Origin of the sequence: Nocardioides plantarum, assembly GCF_006346395.1 — a bacterium.
GTDB lineage: Bacteria > Actinomycetota > Actinomycetes > Propionibacteriales > Nocardioidaceae > Nocardioides > Nocardioides plantarum.
On record NZ_VDMS01000004.1, the window covers coordinates 409,442 to 426,332 of the forward strand.

Here is a 16,891-nt window from a genome sequence, read left to right on the forward strand (position 1 = left end):
CACCCCGCAGGACACGACCGAGATCGAGGTCAGCCCGCCGACGACCGGGGAGCCGGTCGAGCAGCCGGTCCTCGAGGCCCACCCGGGAGACCCGGTCAACCAGACCCCCGACTGGTTCAAGACCGCGGTCTTCTACGAGGTGATGGTCCGCAGCTTCCGCGACTCCAACGGTGACGGCACCGGCGACTTCAAGGGACTCACCGAGAAGCTCGACTACCTGCAGTGGCTGGGCGTCGACTGCCTGTGGGTGCCGCCGTTCTTCTCCTCGCCGCTGCGCGACGGCGGCTACGACGTCGCCGACTACACCGACATCCTCCCCGAGGCCGGCACGGTCGACGACTTCCACCACTTCCTCGACGAGGCCCACAGTCGCGGGATCCGGGTGATCATCGACTTCGTCGCCAACCACACCAGCGACCAGCACGCCTGGTTCAAGGCCAGCCGCGAGGACCCCGAGGGTCCTTACGGCGACTTCTACGTGTGGTCCGACACCGACGAGAAGTACCAGGACGCCCGGGTCATCTTCGTCGACACCGAGCCGTCGAACTGGACCTGGGACCCCGTGCGCCAGCAGTACTTCTGGCACCGGTTCTTCTCCCACCAGCCCGACCTCAACTACGAGAACCCCGCGGTGCACGACGCGATCCTCGAGGCGATCTCGTTCTGGTTCGACATGGGCCTCGACGGCTTCCGTCTCGACGCGGTCCCCTACCTCTACGTCGAGGAGGGCACCAACGGCGAGAACCTCCCGCAGACCCACGAGTTCCTGCGCAAGGTCCGCCGCTTCGTCGACGAGAAGTACCCCGGCAAGGTCCTGCTGGCTGAGGCCAACCAGTGGCCCGCCGACGTCGTCGACTACTTCGGCGACTTCGAGTCCGGTGGCGACGAGTGCCACATGTGCTTCCACTTCCCGGTGATGCCGCGCATCTTCATGGCCGTACGCCGCGAGTCGCGCTTCCCGATCTCGGAGATCCTCGAGCAGACCCCGCCGATCCCGTCTGGCTGCCAGTGGGGCATCTTCCTGCGCAACCACGACGAGCTCACCCTCGAGATGGTCAGCGACGAGGACCGCGACTACATGTGGGGCGAGTACGCCAAGGACCCGCGGATGAAGGCCAACATCGGCATCCGCCGCCGGCTGGCGCCGCTGCTCGACAACGACGTCGACCAGATCGAGCTGTTCAACGCGCTGCTGCTGTCGCTGCCGGGCTCCCCCGTCCTCTACTACGGCGACGAGATCGGCATGGGCGACAACATCTGGCTCGGCGACCGCGACGGCGTCCGCACCCCGATGCAGTGGACCCCCGACCGCAACGCCGGCTTCTCCGCCGCCACCCCCGGCAAGCTCTTCCTGCCGGCCATCCAGGACCCCGTCTACGGCTACCAGAGCGTCAACGTCGAGGCCCAGCTGGAGAACCCGTCGTCCCTGCTGCACTGGACCCGCCGGATGATCCACGCCCGCCGTCAGCACCCGGCCTTCGGGCTCGGCGAGTTCCACGACCTCGGCGGCACCAACTCCAGCGTGCTCTCCTACACCCGCGAGCACCAGGGCGACATCATCCTGTGCGTCAACAACCTCTCGCGCTTCCCGCAGCCCGTCGAGCTCGACCTGCGACGCTTCGAGGGGATGGTCCCCTACGAGATGCTCGGCGGCGTCCAGTTCCCCGCGGTCGGCGAGCTGCCCTACCTGCTCACCCTGAGCGGCTACGGGTTCTACTGGTTCCGCCTCGTCCCGGGCGAGCGCTCCGACGAAGGGCCGCTCCTGTGAACGCACCCACCCAGGGGATCGACCCCGCCGTCTTCGGCCCCTACCTCACCCGCACCCGCTGGTTCGGCGGCAAGGGACGCGACTTCACGGTCTCCGACGTACGTCGTCTCGGGGTCCTCGGTGACGGTGACGGCGACCCGACGGTCGACGTGCTGCTGGTCGAGCTGACCTACGCCGACGACGGCACCACCGAGCTCTACCAGGTGCCGCTGGCCTACTACACCGAGCCCGAGCACCGCCTCGACCACGCGTTCGTCGGGTGGTGGGAGGACGCCGAGATCGGGTGGGTCCACGCCTACGACGCGCTGCACGACCGCGCCGCCACCCGACTGTGGCTGCAGGCGTTCGGCGCCGCGGCCGACGGCCCCGCCGAGGCGGGAGGGCTGACGTTCCACCGCCTGCCCGGGCAGGAGATCGACACCGAGGCGTCGGGCACCCTCTTCACCGGCGAGCAGTCCAACTCCTCGATCGCCTTCGGTGAGGACTCGGTGCTCAAGCTGTTCCGCAAGGTGACGCCGGGGCCCAACCCCGACATCACCACCCACGAGGTGCTGACCCTCGCCGACTCCCCCGACGTGGCGCACCTCTACGGCTGGGTCGAGCACGGCGACACCCACCTCGGGATGCTGCAGCAGTTCCTGCGCACCGCCACCGACGGGTGGGACCTCGCCCTGACCAGCGTGCGCAACCTGTACGCCGACCCCGAGCTGGCGCCCCGCGAGGCCGGCGGCGACTTCTCCGGGGAGGCCGGTCGCCTCGGCGACACGCTGCGCGAGGTGCACGTCGTACTGCACGAGCGCCTCGAGCAGACCACGGTCAGCGCCGACTTCGTGGCCGGTCAGATGAACGCCCGGCTCGATGCCGCGCTGCGCGTCGTACCGCTCCTGGAGCCGCACGAGCCCGCCCTGCGGGCGCTCTTCGACCGGCTGGCCGGGCTGGGCGACGTGGCGGCGCAACGGGTCCACGGCGACCTGCACCTGGGTCAGACGCTGCGCACCGCCCTGGGGTGGAAGATCGTCGACTTCGAGGGCGAACCCGCCAAGACCCTGGCCGAGCGGATCCTGCCCGACTCGCCGTGGCGCGACGTCGCCGGCATGCTGCGCTCCTTCGACTACGCCGCCCACGCCGTCGAGCGCAGCCACGACGAGCTCGACGAGGTTGCCCTGGCCGAGCTCCGCACCCGCGGTGCGGAGTGGGTCGAGCGCAACCAGCGCTACTTCCTGGCGGCCTACGCCGGCGGCGACCTGACCGAGGACCAGCGCACCCTGGTCACCGCCTACACCGCCGACAAGGCCGTCTACGAGACCGTCTACGAGACCCGCAACCGACCGACCTGGGTCGACATCCCCCTGGCCGCCGTCGCGCGGATCGGAGCCCCGTGAAGAACCCCAAGAAGAAGCCCACCCACTCGAAGTCGACCGAGCCGTCTGTGGTCGAGCCGGTCGAGCCTGTTGCGGCGGTCGCGCCGGTCGCGCCGGTCGAGGTGGAGCCGCTCGCGGTCCAGCGCGGCGAGCTCGACCAGATCATCCGCGGCGAGCACGGGCACCCGCACGCCGTGCTCGGGCCGCACGCCCACGACGGCCAGGTCACCTTCCGTGCCCTCAAGCCACTGGCGCGCAGCGTGGTGGTCCGGTTCGGCGACACCGACGTCCCGCTGACCCACGAGCACGGCGGCATCTGGGCGGGCGCCGTCTCGACCGCCGCGACGGGCGGCGACGTCCCGGGCTACCGGTTGGCCGTCGACTACGGCGACGGCGAGGTCGTCGTCGACGACCCCTACCGCTTCCTGCCGACGCTGGGTGAGATGGACCTTCACCTGGTCAACGAGGGGCGCCACGAGAACCTGTGGCAGGTCCTCGGCGCGCGGGTCCACCACTACGACGAGCCGCTCGGCGGCACCGTGTCCGGCACGGCGTTCGCCGTCTGGGCTCCCTCGGCCCGCGCGATGCGGGTCAAGGGTGACTTCAACAGCTGGGACGGGCGCGAGCACCCGATGCGCCAGCTCGGCAGCTCGGGCGTGTGGGAGCTGTTCGTGCCCGGCGCCGGCAGCGGTACGTCGTACCGGCTGCAGGTGCTCGGCGCCGACGACCAGTGGCGCGAGAAGGCCGACCCGATGGCCGCCTACTCCGACGTCGCTCCCGACACCGCCTCGCGGGTCTTCGAGTCGACCCACGAGTGGGCCGACCAGGAGTGGATGACCGCGCGCGCGGCCAAGAACGCCGTGGACGAGCCGATGTCGGTCTACGAGATGCACCTGGGCTCGTGGAAGCGGCACCCGGGCGGCCGGTTCTGGTCCTACGACGAGATGGCCGACGGCCTGGTGCCCTACCTGGCCGACCTGGGCTTCACCCACGTCGAGCTGATGCCCGTGATGCAGCACCCGTTCGGTGGCTCGTGGGGCTACCACGTCACGTCGTACTTCGCGACCGACTCCCGCTTCGGCGACCCCGACGGCTTCCGCCGGCTCGTGGACCGACTGCACCAGGCCGGCATCGGCGTCATCCTCGACTGGGTCCCGGGCCACTTCGCCACCGACGAGTGGGCCCTGGTCAAGTTCGACGGCACCCCCCTCTACGAGGACCCCAACCCGCAGCGCGGGTGGCACAAGGAGTGGGGCTCCCACATCTTCAACTTCGGACGGCCCGAGGTGCGCAACTTCCTCTACGCCAACGCGCTCTACTGGCTCGAGGAGTTCCACGCCGACGGGCTCCGGGTCGACGGCGTCGCCTCGATGCTCTACCTCGACTACGCCCGCGAGGCGGGCGAGTGGCAGCCCAACAAGCACGGCGGCCGCGAGAACCTCGAGGCCGTGCAGTTCCTCCAGGAGATGAACGCCACCGTCTACAAGCGGGTCCCCGGCGTGTGCACGATCGCCGAGGAGTCCACCTCCTGGCCGGGGGTCACCGCACCCACGTCGACCGGCGGCCTCGGCTTCGGGTTCAAGTGGAACATGGGCTGGATGCACGACACGCTCGACTACCTCGAGCGCGAGCCGATCCACCGCCAGTGGCACCACCACGACCTGACCTTCGCCATCACCTACGCCTGGACCGAGAACTTCGTCCTCCCGCTCTCCCACGACGAGGTCGTGCACGGCAAGGGCTCCCTGCTGCGCAAGATGCCCGGCGACCGCTGGCAGCAGCTGGCCAACCTGCGCGCCTACTACGCCTTCATGTGGGCCCACCCCGGCAAGCAGCTGCTCTTCATGGGCGGCGAGATCGGCCAGGAGTCCGAGTGGGCCGAGTCCCGCGAGCTCGACTGGTGGCTGCTGGAGCACCCCGAGCACCAGGGGCTCTCCGCCCTGGTCCGCGACCTCAACCGGGCCTACGTCGACACCCCGGCCGCCTGGGCGGGCGACGTGTCGGCCGCCGGCTTCGAGTGGGTCGACGCCGACGACGCCGGACGCAACACCTACTCGTTCCTACGCCGCGCCCCCGCCGCGTCGCACGCACCGGACCTGGTCTGCGTCACCAACTTCGCCTCCGTGCCCCACGACGGCTACCGCCTCGGTCTGCCGTCGGCCGGCCTGTGGAGCGAGGTGCTCAACACCGACGCCGAGGGCTACGGCGGCTCCGGCGTCGGCAACCTCGGCTCGGTCCTGGCCGTCGAGGGCCAGCACGGCTCCATGCCGGCCCACGCCGACCTCGTCGTCCCGCCGCTGGCGACCCTGTGGCTTCGCCGACAGACGACTAACCTGGCCGGGTGACCGACCAGCCGACGCTCACCGACGGCACGGTCACCCTGCGACCCTGGCGCGACGACGATGCCGAGCCTGCGGTCGCGGGGCACGACGCGCAGATCATGCACTGGTTCGGCGAGACCGAGGCCCCGGACGCCGACGGGTGGCGTGAGGTCACTGCCAGGTGGCACCGCGAGCACGCCGCCGGTACCCGGACCAACTTCGTCGTCGAGGTCGCCGGCGAGGTCGCCGGCATGGTGGAGCTGCGTCGACACGACGATCAGTCCGGCGAGCTCTCGTGGTGGCTCTACGCGGGCCACCGTGGACGCGGCTCGGCCACCCGCGCCGTCCGGGTCGTTACCGACTGGGCACTCACTGCTGCCTCCGAGGGAGGTCGGGGCTTCAGCCGCGTGCAGGCACGGGTAGAGCCCGCCAACGAGTCGTCCCTCCGGGTCGCGACTCGCTCCGGGCTGCGCCGCGAAGGCGTGCAGCGGGTCGCGCGCGGCACCGGCGACCGGGCCGAGACCGAGGAGTACGTCGTCCTCTCCCGCCTCGCCACCGATCCCCCGCTCACCGAGCCCGGCGCGTTCCGCTCGTTGCTCAACTCGTTCCTCCCGCGCAAGCGCGCGATCAGCCAGATGCTCATCCGCGACGAGGCCGGACGCGTGCTGTGCTGCCAGCTCACCTACAAGTCCGACTGGGACCTGCCCGGCGGCGTCGTCGAGGTCGGCGAGTCCCCCCAGCTCGCCGTGAGCCGTGAGGTCCTCGAGGAGCTGGCGCTCACCATCCCGGCGGGGCCGCTGGTGCTCACCGACTGGCTGCCGCCCTGGGGCGGGTGGGACGACGCGCTCTGCCTGGTCTTCGACGGTGGCGTGCACCCGGCGACGGTCGTGGACGCCATCGTGCCGCAGGCTCGAGAGATCCGGACCGCCGAGTTCCTGACCACCGAGCAGGTCGTCGAGCGCTGCGCCGACTTCACCGCTCGCCGGATCGCCGCCGCGCTGGCCAACCTCGGCGGCGGGCCGGCCTACACCGAGAGCGGGCGCTGACCCGACCCGCGTCGCTTCTCGGCACCCTCGGAATCAGGAAGTGACCCACGACCCGTCACTTCCACGCACCCCCAAAATCACCAAGTGACCCACGACCCGTCACTTCCACGCACCCCCAAAATCACCAAGTGACCCACCACCCATCACTTCCACGCACCCCCAAAATCACCAAGTGACCCACCCCGGGTCATCTCCCGATCCGAGCACCTCCACGGCTGACGCAGCCCGGGTCACTTCTCCCTCCGGCCACCCCCACAGCCGACCCAGCCCGGGTCACTTCCCCCTCCGGCCACCCCCACAGCCGACCCAGCCCGGGTCACTTCCCCCTCCGACCACCCCCACAGCCGACCCAGCCCGGGTCACTTCCCCCTCCGACCACCCCCACAGCCGACCCACCCCGGGTCACCTGCGCCGCGGCCCCACGGCAGCAACGCCCGGCGCCCCGTGGGGTGATCAGCGCCTGTGGATGAGCTCCGCGGGCCGCCCCGCGGTCGCGGTAGACATCACGCATGAAGCGCTTCGAGAAGCTCGCCGCCCAGCACCAGCTGCTCGCGGAGGCCGCGTTCGCGGTCGTGCGACGCGACGGGCCCGGATCCCTCTCGCGACGGGGGCTGGCCGCAGAGCTCGGGGCGTCCGAGGCGATGGCACGCCGGGTGCTCGCCGAGCACGTGCGCCTGCCGGCCCTGGCCGCCCAGGAGTGTGAGGCCAGGCGCAGGCGCATCGGTCGCCGTCGGTCGGGGGTCGACCTGCTCCTCCCCGTCACCGAGGGCGCCGAGGTCGACGTCGAGGTGGTCTGGCTGCGGCTGGTCCTGCTCCACGCCACGGTGGGGGCCAGCACCGACGCACCCCACCTCGCCGAGCGCTACCAGCTGTCGGTCCACGACCGTGGCGTCTCCCTGCCTGCTCCGCCGGACCGTGGCCGCGAGGACCGCGAGGCCGACCGGGAGGTCCTCGCGCCCTACCTCGCCGACCACGCCGCCGAGCGGGCGGGCCTGGTCAGCCGGTTGACCGGGGGAAGACCGGAGCTCGCCGACGCGGTGCACGCCCTCGCGGACGGCCTGGTCCTCGCCGTCTGCACCGGACGCCTCTCACCGGACGCCGCGCGCACGGTCCTCACCGACCACCTCGACCGGCTCACCAGCACCCCCACCTGCGGTGGTTGAGGAGGCCGTCCGCGGCCGCCTCGAAACCACCCGACCCGCCTACCCGACGGTGGTCGAGGAGCCCCCCCCACGGCCCCCACGGTGGTTGAGGAGGCCGCCCGCGGCCGTCTCGAAACCACCCGGCCCGCTTACCCGACAGTGGTCGAGGAGCCCGCCCCCGCCGCCCCCACGGTGGTCGAGGAGGCCGCCCCCGCCGCCCCCACGGTGGTTGAGGAGGCCGCCCGCGGCCGTCTCGAAACCACCCGACCCGACCGCAGCGCCACGAGCACCCCCACCACCATCACCAGTCCCCCACCCGCCTCGGCTGCGTTGGGCAGCTGGTCGAGCAGCACCGCGGCCGACAGCATCGCGACGACCGGCGCGAGAAGCACCCAGGGCACCACCGCCGCGGACGGGTTGCGCGACAGCAGCGTGTTGAAGATGCCGTAGCCGACCAGCGAGGCCAGCCCGGCGGTGTAGAGCGTGGAGACGGCGGCCTGCCAACCGAACGCCGCGAACCCGTCGGCGACGGCGGCCGGGCCATCGACGAGCAGGGAGAGAAGCAGCAGCGGCACGGGTACGACCACGGCCGACCACACGGTGAGCGCGAGACCGCCGGTGGCGCCCGAGGCCCGGGAGACGACGTTGCCGACGGCCCACGAGAGCGCACCGAGGAGGCACAGCCCCAGGGCCACCGCCGACACCGCCCCTCCGCGTCCCAGCGCCACCACGACCAGCCCGCACGAGCCGATCAGGACCCCCGCGGCCTGCCGTGTGGTGGGGCGCTCGCGCAGCACGCCGGCGGCGATCAGCACGGTGAGCAGCACCTGCGCCTGCAGCACCAGGGCGGCCAGGCCCGGCGGCATGCCGGCGTCCATGGCGACGTAGAGGAACCCGAACTGACCGAGGGACATGAAGACGCCGACGGAGGCGAGCGTGCGCCACGACACGTCGGGACGCGGCAGCAGGAACACCGCCGGGACGAGCACGACGACGAACCGGATCGCCACGAAGAGCAGCGGCGGCACCCCGTCCATCCCCCAGTCGATGACGACGAAGTTGAAGCCCCAGATGCTGGCCACGAGAGCGGCCAGGAGACAGTCACGGCGGGTCATGGTGCCCAGCCTGATGGCCCTGACCATGAAGCACCAGCGACGGGAACTGCGGCAACAGCGGTAGCGTTGCTTCATGATCGATCTCGCCGCACTGCGGTCCCTGCACGCCGTCGACACCTACGGCTCGGTCGTGGCCGCGGCCGACGCGCTGGGCTTCACCCCGAGCGCGGTCTCGCAGCAGGTCAAGCGCTTGGAGCGGCAGACCGGGGTGGCGCTGCTCGAACGGGTGGGTCGCGGGGTCATCGTCACCGACGGCGGCCGACACCTGCTCGACGAGGGCGGTCGCCTGCTCGGCGACCTCGAGGCGGTGGAGGCCGGCCTGCACCGTCGTACGGGCCTGGTCGCCGGCCACCTGAGGATCGCGGCCTTCTCGACCGCGATGCGGGGACTGGTCGCCGAGACGGTGCGCGACCTGCTCGACGCCCACCCCGACCTGCGGGTCTCCCTGGCCGAGCACGAGCCCTGGGACACCGTCGACCTGGTCGCGTCGGGGCAGCTCGACCTCGGCCTGTTCCACACCTGGGGCGACGTGCCGGTCGACGTCCCCGACCACCTGGTCCGTACGACGGTGGCCCGCGACGTCGCCGACGTGATCGTCCACCGCGACCACCCGCTGGCGGGACGCCGCTCGGTGACCCCGCGCGACCTGGTCGACGAGGGCTGGGTCGCCACGCCGGAGGGGACGATCTGCCGCCAGTGGCTCAGCCGGATGTACGACGGCACCGGACGGCGCCCGCGGATCGCGCACGTCGCGATGGAGTTCGACTCCCACCTCGCCCTGGTCCGTGCCGGTCTCGGCATCGCCCTGGTCCCGCGACTGGGCCGGGCCGCGCTCGGCGACCGGCTGGTCGCCCTCGCGGCGCGCGCCCCGGTGCCGACCCGCGAGGTCGTCGCGGTGCACCGCCGCACCATGGCCGACTCCCCCGCCGTCGTCGCCGTCGTCGCCGCGCTCATCGCTCGCTCACGCGCGACAGGATCGATGGCGTAACAGGAATGGCACAGACCTTTTCCTCGCCAGCACCCACCTCGATGCACTAGAAACGTAGTCCACGTCGAGAGGGGTTGGCATGGCACAGGCAACCGAGAAGCACCCCGAGCAGCAGCCCGCCCTCAAGGCCGGCGCGATCGGCTTCGTCGACGCCCTGGTCATCGGGCTCGCCGCCACGTCCCCGGCGTACTCGCTCGCGGCGGTGATCGGGGCGATCGCGGCCGCGGTCGGCGTCTACGCGCCTGGTGCGCTGCTGGCCTCGTTCGTGCCGATGGCCCTGATCGCCACCGCGTTCCTCTACCTCAACCGGGTCGACGCCGACTGCGGCACGACGTTCAGCTGGGTGACGCGGGCGATGGGCCCGTGGTTCGGCTGGATCGGCGGCTGGGCCATCGCCATGACGGGGATCCTGGTCGTCGGGTCCCTGGCCGACGTCGGCGTCAGCTTCACGCTGCGCACGTTCGGTGCCGACGCCGCGGCCGACAACGCCTGGATCCGGATGCCGCTCGCGGTGCTGCTGATCATCGCGCTGACCTACGTCTGCATCCTCGGAGCCGACGTCTCGGCCAAGCTGCAGAACGCGCTGATGATCGCCCAGGTCGCCTCCCTGCTGGCGTTCGCCGTCGTCGCGATCACTCGGGCCGTCACCGACAACACGCCGGGCGCGGTCAGCCCGATCGACCCCTCGCTGAGCTGGCTCAACCCGTTCGGCGCTGGCGGCAGCGGGCTCACGACCGCCCTGCTGCTCGGCGTCTTCGCCTACTGGGGCTGGGAGTCGGCGGTCAACCTCAGCGAGGAGACCAAGGGCGCGAGCAGCACGCCGGGTCGTGCGGCCGTGCTCTCGACCGTGATCCTCCTGGTCACCTACGTCGCCGTCGCGGTCGCCGTGGTGTCCTTCGCGGGCACCACGTGGCTCACCGACAACGCCGACTCCGAGGAGGCGATCTTCGCCGACCTCGCCGACCTGGTGATGGGCCCCTGGGGCTGGGTGGTGCTCGCCTCCGTGGCGACCTCCGCGATCGCCTCGACGCAGACGACGATCATCCCGGCCTCGCGCACGGCCCTGTCGATGGCGCGACGCCACGCGCTCCCCGCCTCCTTGGGTCGCATCCACCCCCAGCACCGCACGCCCGACGTCAGCACCTGGACCGTCGCCGCGATCGCGATCGCCTGGTACGTCGGCATCTACCAGATCAGCGACAACGCGCTCTTCGACTCCCTCACGGCCCTGTCGCTCCTGATCGCGTTCTACTACGCGCTGACCGGGATCGCCTGCGCCGTCTACCACCGCAAGCACCTGCTCGAGAGCCCCAAGAACCTGCTGCTGATCGGCGTCGGCCCGCTCGTCGGATCGGCGCTGCTGATCTGGCTGCTCGTGCTCTCGGTCCGCGACATGTCCGACCCCGAGAACTCCTACAGCGGGGTCTCGTGGCTCGGCGTCGGACCACCGCTGGTGATCGGCATCGCGATCTTCCTGGTCGGGGTGGCGTTCATGCTCTTCTGGCGGGTCAAGGACGGCCGCTACTGGCAGGAGCGGGCGAGCCTGCCCGATCCCGACGTCGTCCACGGCATCAAGGCCGGTACGGCGGACCCCGACGGTCTGGAAGGCTGAGCGACATGGCAGTGGTGGTCGGCTACGACGAGTCCCCGGGCGCGGACGCCGCCCTCGCCACGGCGATCTCGGTCGCCCTGCGGTTCGGCGAGGTGCTCGTCCTCGTCTACGGCGCCGGACCTCCGGGCGGCCTCGGCGAGGAGTCCAACGCGCACCGTGACGCCCTGCGCGAGATCGGCCGGACCGCGCTCTCCCACGCGGTCGAGCGCGCGCGAGCCGCCGGGGTCGACACCCGGATCGAGCTCGTGGACGCCAAGCCCGCCCAGGCGATGCTCGAGGTCGGCGAGAGGCACGACGCCAGCGTCCTGGTCGTCGGCACGGCCGGCGAGAGCCCCCTCAAGGGCGCCATGCTCGGCTCCACACCCCACAAGCTGCTCCACCTCAGCACCCGCCCCGTGCTCTGCGTCCCCTTCGCCGACTGACACCCACGCCGCCCCACGCCGGCCGACGTACGACGACCCCCGACCCACGTCGGTCGAGGTGCGAAGGCCGCCAGGCCTGAGCCTCGAGACCACCGCAGCCGACCCACCCAACCCAGCCCATCACTGCCGACCCCACGTCGGTCGAGGTGCGAAGGCCGCCAGGCCTGAGCCTCGAGACCCCGCAGCGTCACGCAGTTCGCGCGTTCCTCCACGGCCACGTCGCAGGGACCGTAGCGTTCCGCCCATTCCATCCCCACGATGACGGGCACGACCATCACCGACGACGTCACCACCTCCGGCCAGAACCCGGCTCGCCCCAGCCGGAGGACGGTACTGGGGGCAGCAGCCTGGGCGGCGCCGGCGATCACCGTCGTCGCCGCGTCGCCGGCCGTGGCGGCATCGGCCCCGTCCGGGGCGACCCTCATGGAGCGCACCAACCCGTCGGGGCCTGCGTTCGCCGAGGACACCGCAGCCTCCCGGGTCGTGAGCGTCTCGTTGTACGACGACGAGTTCAACGCCATCGTCGGCGCGACCGTGATCTTCACCCTCTCCTCGTCCTCGTGGCTGCGGTTCACCGGCGGCGCCACCAGCGCCGCGGTGACCACCGACGCGAACGGCACGGCCACGACCTCCCTGACCGTCGCGCCGGGGGCAGCGCCGACGCCGGGGGACACCGTCACGCTCCTCGCGAGCCACCAGGCCCTCTCCGAGTCCTGGACGATCACCTACCGTCCCTTCACCGCGATCTCCACCGGCCCGACGGCCAACCACGTGCTCGCGATCAGCTCGGGCGCCGTCTACGCGTGGGGCGCGGGCGGCGGCGGCCAGCTCGGCGTCGACAACCAGGGCGACTACGCGACGCCGGTCGCGGTCATCACCACCGGGACCCCGATGGCCGGCAAGACCATCACCGCCGTCGCCACGGGCGACTACCACAGCCTGGCTCTGGCCTCCGACGGGAACCTGTACGCCTGGGGCAGCGGCAGCTACGGCAAGCTCGGCACCGGCAACACCTCGAACGCGCTCAAGCCGGTCAGGGTCAACACCTCGAGGAGGTTCACCGCCATCTCCGCCGGCCCGGTGCACAACCTCGCCGTCGCCACCGACGGCACCGTGCACGCCTGGGGTAGCGGCGGGAGCGGGCAGCTGGGCAACGGCGGGACCGCCAGCTCCAGCGTGCCCGTCGCGGTCACCACCACCGGCACCCCGATGGCCGGCAAGACGATCACAGCCGTCGCCAACGGGGCCGGCCACAGCCTCGCCCTGGACTCCGAGGGCAGCGTCTACTCCTGGGGCAGCGGCGCCGCCGGCGCTCTCGGCAACGGCGCGAGCACCGACTCCACCGTGCCGGTCCTGGTCACCACCGCCGGCACCCCGATGGCCGACAAGGTCGTCACCGCCATCGCCACCGGGTTCGACCACAGCCTCGCCCTGACCTCCGACGGCACCGTCTACGCCTGGGGGAACGCCGGCAACGGCAGGCTCGGGGACGGCACTGGCACAGGCAGCTCCTCCGTACCGGTCCTGGTCGACCGCAGCGCGATGGGGACCAGGACGATCGTCGCCATCAGCGCCGGCAGCAGCCACAACGTCGCCGCCGCCTCCGACGGCAGCGTCTACGCCTGGGGCTTCAACGGCAACGGCCAGCTCGGCAACGGCACGACGACCCGGGCCCTGGTGCCGGTCGTGGTCACCTCGACCGGTGCCGGCAACCCGCTCGCCGGCGCCGGTGCCACCGCGGTCACGGCCGGCTACTCCTCCAGCTGGGCCCTCACCAGCACCAGGCTCACCGCGTCCTGGGGCCAGGCAGCCCTGGGTCGGCTCGGCAACGGCACCATCACCCCGAACGCCCTCGTCCCGGTCAAGGTCCTCACCCCTCGCTGACCCACGCCGGTCGAGGTGCGACGAGCCCCGGCGAGGAGCCTCGAGACCACCGCAGCCGACCCACCCAACCCACCCGAAGACCCACCCACAAGCCCACGACCTACCAGGCCCGCAGCTCCCCCGCGTACGCCGGACCCCGCTCGTCCGGCAGCACGTCACGCGCCAGCACGGTCGCCCCGGCGACGGCCACCGGCATGATCAGCACGCCGCCCAGCGGCACGAAGAAGCACGCCTGCGTCGCCACCCCGAAGCCCAGCACCTTGCGGCGGTGCGGGTCGAGCAGCGTGCGCTGCGCCGCCCGGTCCAGGCCGCGCGCCTCCAGCGGCCGACCCAGGAGCTCGCGGGCCAGCAGCCGACCCGACAGCACCAGTCCGAGCACGATGCCGAGCACGGGACCCACGACCGGGATGAGCCCGCTGAGCAGCACGAGCAGCGACGTCGCGAGCCCGACCGCCGCCAGCTTGATACCGCCGATCACCGACGGCCAGAAGCCCAGCCCGTCGCCGAGCTTGACCGGGCCGATCAGGTCCTCGCAGGCCCGCCAGATCCGCTCGTAGAACGGGTCCCCGACCGCCAGGGTGAGTGCGGTGAAGGTCGCCGTCCAAAGCAGGACGGACCCGACGACCAGGGCGATGCCCACGAAGAACCGTGTCGCGTCGCGCACCGGCGCCGCCCAGTCGTCGGCGAAGGGGGTGACCCAGCCGGCGATGTCGGTCAGGTGGAGGACCAGGGCGACGAAGGCGGCGGCCAGCACCAGCCACACGAGGAACGCTGGCACCATGCCGAGCAGCAGCAGCCGCGGGCGCTGGCGCAGCAGACGCCAGCCACGGCCCAGGCAGGCCGCGCCGGCGGCGTACTCGCTCACCCCGACCACCGAGCCCTGAGTCCCGACGACCGCGTCAGAACAGAGCGGACGCGAGGCTGCGGCGCGCGGCGAGCACCCGCGGGTCGTCGTTGCCGACGGCGGCGAACTGGCCGATCAGGTGCTCGCGGGCGCGGTCGCGCTCCTTGTCGGCGGTCACCCGGACCAGCTCGACGAGTCGGGAGAACGCCTCCTCGACCCGGCCGTGCGCGAGGTCGAGGTCGGCCACGAGGCTCTGGGCCTCGACGTCGGCCGGGGCGGCCTCGGCCGCGGCCAGCGCTGCTGCTGCGTCGACACCCTGGGTGCGCTGCAGGACCTTGGCCATCGCGAGACCGGCGACGGCCTCGTGGTCGGCGGGGTTGGCGTCGACGAGCCGCTGGTACTCGAGGACCGCGGTGTCGATGTCGTCGCGGGCCAGGGCATCCTCGGCGGCGGCGTAGCGCGGGTCGGCCGCCGGCTCGCCGTCCTCGTCGTCGGGTACGCCGGCCGCGAGCGGCTGGTGGCGCCCGGTCACCCCCTGTGCGGTGAGCTGCTGGCCGAGCTGGTTGAGCAGCGCGCTGAGCTCGTCGGCCGGGACGACGCCCGGGATCGGCTGGGTCACCGGCCGCCCGTCGAGCAGCACCAGCAGCACCGGGACCTGGGTGATCTGCAGCGCCTGCCCGACCTCCGGGGCGGTGTCGAGGTCGACGAGCCCGGCCAGGAAGCGGCCCTCGTACTGCTCGACGAGCGCGGACACGTCGTCGGCGTACTGCGCGCTCTCCGGCGAGCGGGAGGCCGAGAAGACCACCATCAGCACCGGCGCGGTCATCGACGCCTCGACGACGTCCTGCATCGTCTGGGCCGTGACGTGGACCGTGTAGGAGCCGGCGCCGCTCGTGGGCGCGCCGCCGGGGGCCCGGCTCGCGGACGGCGGCGGGGTCGCCGGGCGCTTGAGGGCCGAGAGGTCGAAGGCCCCGGGACGGGAGAACGGCTGCTGCGTCATGGCCCCAATCCTAGGGAGGGCGGCCGCGGTCCGCTCATCGGCTCGGTTACCGACTCGTTCACCCCGCGTTGGCCCACCCCGGCCCCGACCCGTGGCAGGGTGGCCGGCATGACGACGCTTTCTCGGGCGCGCCTGGTCGCCCTGCCCTCCCTGATGATCCTGGCGGCCGGTCTGCTGGCCGCCGCCCCCGCCGACGCCGGCCGTCACCCTGGCCCCGGGCCCGGACACGGGTCCGGACACGGGCACGGTCAGACCGGCCAGACGGTGCGCTTCCAGACCTTCAACGCCTCCCTCAACCGGGCCACGGCCGGGGCGCTGGTCAGCGACCTGAGCACCCGCACCAACGCGCAGGCCCGCTCGGTCGCCGAGATCATCCAGCGCACCCGCCCCGACGTGCTGCTGGTCAACGAGTTCGACTACGAGCCGGGCAACCGTGCCGTCGACCTGTTCCGCGACAACTACCTCGAGGTCCCCCAGGGCGGGGCCCGGGCGATCGACTACCCCTACGCCTTCGTCGCCCCGTCCAACACCGGTGCGCCCAGCGGCTTCGACCTGGACAACAACGGCACGGTGGGCGGCGGCAACGACGCCTACGGCTTCGGTGACTTCGAGGGCCAGTACGGCATGGTCGTGCTGAGCAAGTACCCCATCGACACCCGCGGGATCCGGACCTTCCAGCAGTTCCGCTGGGCCGACATGCCCGGCGCGCTGCTGCCGACCGACTTCTACTCCCCCGCCGAGCAGCGGGTCCTGCGCCTGTCGAGCAAGTCGCACTGGGACGTCCCGGTGACCATCGGCCGCAAGACGGTGCACTTCCTCGTCTCCCACCCGACGCCTCCGACCTTCGACGGTCCCGAGGACCGCAACGGCAAGCGCAACCACGACGAGATCCGGTTCTGGGCCGACTACGTCGCCGGTGGCCGCGACGCGGCGTACATCTACGACGACCGCGGTCAGTACGGCGGCCTGGCGCGCGACGCGTCGTTCGTGATCGCCGGCGACCAGAACGCCGACCCCCTCGACGGCGACTCGGTCGCGGCCGCGGTCGACCAGCTGCTCGACTCCCCCCGCATCGTCGACCCCCGCCCGACCTCGGCCGGAGGGCCGGAGGCCGCAGCACGCCAGGGCGGCGCCAACGCCACCCACCGCGGCGACCCGCGCTACGACACCGCCGACTTCAGCGACGCACCTGCCCCGGGCAACCTGCGCGCCGACTACGTCCTGCCGTCGCGGCGCGGGCTGCAGGTCAAGGGCGCGGGCATCTTCTGGCCCGTCCCCTCCGACCCGCTGTCGCGCCTGACCGGCGAGTTCCCCTTCCCCTCCTCCGACCACCGCACCGTCTGGGTCGACGTCAAGCTCAAGTAACCCACCCCTACCCCACGTCGGTC

At 72.1% G+C, this 16,891-nt stretch carries 13 protein-coding genes; 10 read left to right on the forward strand and 3 right to left on the reverse strand.

Going from position 1 to position 16,891, the window contains the following annotated elements:
- Positions 1-22 precede the first annotated feature (22 nt).
- The 5 genes from treS to FJQ56_RS18160 all read left to right on the forward strand — a co-directional run bounded on the left by treS (position 23) and on the right by FJQ56_RS18160 (position 7,659).
- Positions 23-1,768 carry a maltose alpha-D-glucosyltransferase gene (gene treS, locus FJQ56_RS18140; RefSeq protein WP_425464900.1) on the forward strand — a complete coding sequence of 582 codons (1,746 nt, stop codon included), beginning with the start codon at positions 23-25 and terminating at the stop codon, positions 1,766-1,768.
- Positions 1,765-3,150: a maltokinase N-terminal cap-like domain-containing protein gene (locus FJQ56_RS18145; protein ID WP_140010988.1), complete on the forward strand. Its 1,386-nt coding sequence runs from the start codon at positions 1,765-1,767 to the stop codon at positions 3,148-3,150. The genes treS and FJQ56_RS18145 overlap by 4 nt, the downstream gene beginning before the upstream one ends.
- Complete coding sequence (glgB, locus tag FJQ56_RS18150; protein WP_246084237.1) at positions 3,147-5,474, forward strand: 1,4-alpha-glucan branching protein GlgB; 2,328 nt, start codon at positions 3,147-3,149, stop codon at positions 5,472-5,474. Before FJQ56_RS18145 ends, glgB begins: the two co-directional genes overlap by 4 nt.
- Positions 5,471-6,496, forward strand: a complete 1,026-nt coding sequence (locus tag FJQ56_RS18155; RefSeq protein ID WP_140010989.1) for an NUDIX hydrolase — start codon at positions 5,471-5,473, stop codon at positions 6,494-6,496. The genes glgB and FJQ56_RS18155 overlap by 4 nt, the downstream gene beginning before the upstream one ends.
- A 509-nt stretch (positions 6,497-7,005) precedes the next feature.
- Entirely contained in the window at positions 7,006-7,659 is a 654-nt protein-coding gene (locus FJQ56_RS18160; RefSeq protein WP_140010990.1) for a hypothetical protein, read from the forward strand.
- Positions 7,660-7,787: 128 nt separating this feature from the next.
- Here FJQ56_RS18160 and FJQ56_RS18165 read toward each other — a convergent pair whose 3' ends face one another.
- Positions 7,788-8,753 carry an EamA family transporter gene (locus FJQ56_RS18165; protein ID WP_140010991.1) on the reverse strand — a complete coding sequence of 322 codons (966 nt, stop codon included), beginning with the start codon at positions 8,751-8,753 and terminating at the stop codon, positions 7,788-7,790.
- A 73-nt stretch (positions 8,754-8,826) separates the two neighbouring features.
- Between FJQ56_RS18165 and FJQ56_RS18170 the strand changes: the two genes are divergently transcribed.
- The 4 genes from FJQ56_RS18170 to FJQ56_RS18185 all read left to right on the forward strand — a co-directional run bounded on the left by FJQ56_RS18170 (position 8,827) and on the right by FJQ56_RS18185 (position 13,659).
- Positions 8,827-9,741: a LysR family transcriptional regulator gene (locus FJQ56_RS18170; RefSeq protein ID WP_140010992.1), complete on the forward strand. Its 915-nt coding sequence runs from the start codon at positions 8,827-8,829 to the stop codon at positions 9,739-9,741.
- Positions 9,742-9,820: 79 nt separating this feature from the next.
- Positions 9,821-11,353, forward strand: coding sequence for an APC family permease (locus FJQ56_RS18175; protein WP_140010993.1), 1,533 nt, complete (start codon positions 9,821-9,823; stop codon positions 11,351-11,353).
- A 5-nt stretch (positions 11,354-11,358) separates the two neighbouring features.
- Entirely contained in the window at positions 11,359-11,775 is a 417-nt protein-coding gene (locus FJQ56_RS18180) for a universal stress protein (RefSeq protein WP_140010994.1), read from the forward strand.
- 258 nt (positions 11,776-12,033) lie between these two features.
- The gene (locus FJQ56_RS18185; RefSeq protein WP_140010995.1) at positions 12,034-13,659 is read left to right on the forward strand and encodes an RCC1 domain-containing protein; all 1,626 of its coding nucleotides are present in this window, start codon (positions 12,034-12,036) and stop codon (positions 13,657-13,659) included.
- Positions 13,660-13,759: 100 nt separating this feature from the next.
- Here FJQ56_RS18185 and FJQ56_RS18190 read toward each other — a convergent pair whose 3' ends face one another.
- Positions 13,760-14,524: an EI24 domain-containing protein gene (locus FJQ56_RS18190; protein WP_170215463.1), complete on the reverse strand. Its 765-nt coding sequence runs from the start codon at positions 14,522-14,524 to the stop codon at positions 13,760-13,762.
- 34 nt (positions 14,525-14,558) lie between these two features.
- Complete coding sequence (locus FJQ56_RS18195) at positions 14,559-15,503, reverse strand: tetratricopeptide repeat protein (protein WP_140010997.1); 945 nt, start codon at positions 15,501-15,503, stop codon at positions 14,559-14,561.
- A 108-nt stretch (positions 15,504-15,611) separates the two neighbouring features.
- Here FJQ56_RS18195 and FJQ56_RS18200 point away from each other — a divergent pair, with 108 nt between their 5' ends.
- Positions 15,612-16,868, forward strand: coding sequence for an endonuclease/exonuclease/phosphatase family protein (locus FJQ56_RS18200; protein WP_140010998.1), 1,257 nt, complete (start codon positions 15,612-15,614; stop codon positions 16,866-16,868).
- Positions 16,869-16,891: the final 23 nt, after the last annotated feature.

Excerpts from the sequence above, each read along its gene's own strand:
- FJQ56_RS18180 (WP_140010994.1), top strand. The coding sequence starts at position 11,359 with ATGGCAGTGGTGGTCGGCTACGACGAGTCCCCGGGCGCGGACGCCGCC.
- FJQ56_RS18185 (WP_140010995.1), top strand. The coding sequence starts at position 12,034 with ATGACGGGCACGACCATCACCGACGACGTCACCACCTCCGGCCAGAAC.
- FJQ56_RS18170 (WP_140010992.1), top strand. The coding sequence starts at position 8,827 with ATGATCGATCTCGCCGCACTGCGGTCCCTGCACGCCGTCGACACCTAC.
- FJQ56_RS18160 (WP_140010990.1), top strand. The coding sequence starts at position 7,006 with ATGAAGCGCTTCGAGAAGCTCGCCGCCCAGCACCAGCTGCTCGCGGAG.
- FJQ56_RS18200 (WP_140010998.1), top strand. The coding sequence starts at position 15,612 with ATGACGACGCTTTCTCGGGCGCGCCTGGTCGCCCTGCCCTCCCTGATG.
- FJQ56_RS18195 (WP_140010997.1), bottom strand. The coding sequence starts at position 15,503 with ATGACGCAGCAGCCGTTCTCCCGTCCCGGGGCCTTCGACCTCTCGGCC.
- FJQ56_RS18175 (WP_140010993.1), top strand. The coding sequence starts at position 9,821 with ATGGCACAGGCAACCGAGAAGCACCCCGAGCAGCAGCCCGCCCTCAAG.
- FJQ56_RS18165 (WP_140010991.1), bottom strand. The coding sequence starts at position 8,753 with ATGACCCGCCGTGACTGTCTCCTGGCCGCTCTCGTGGCCAGCATCTGG.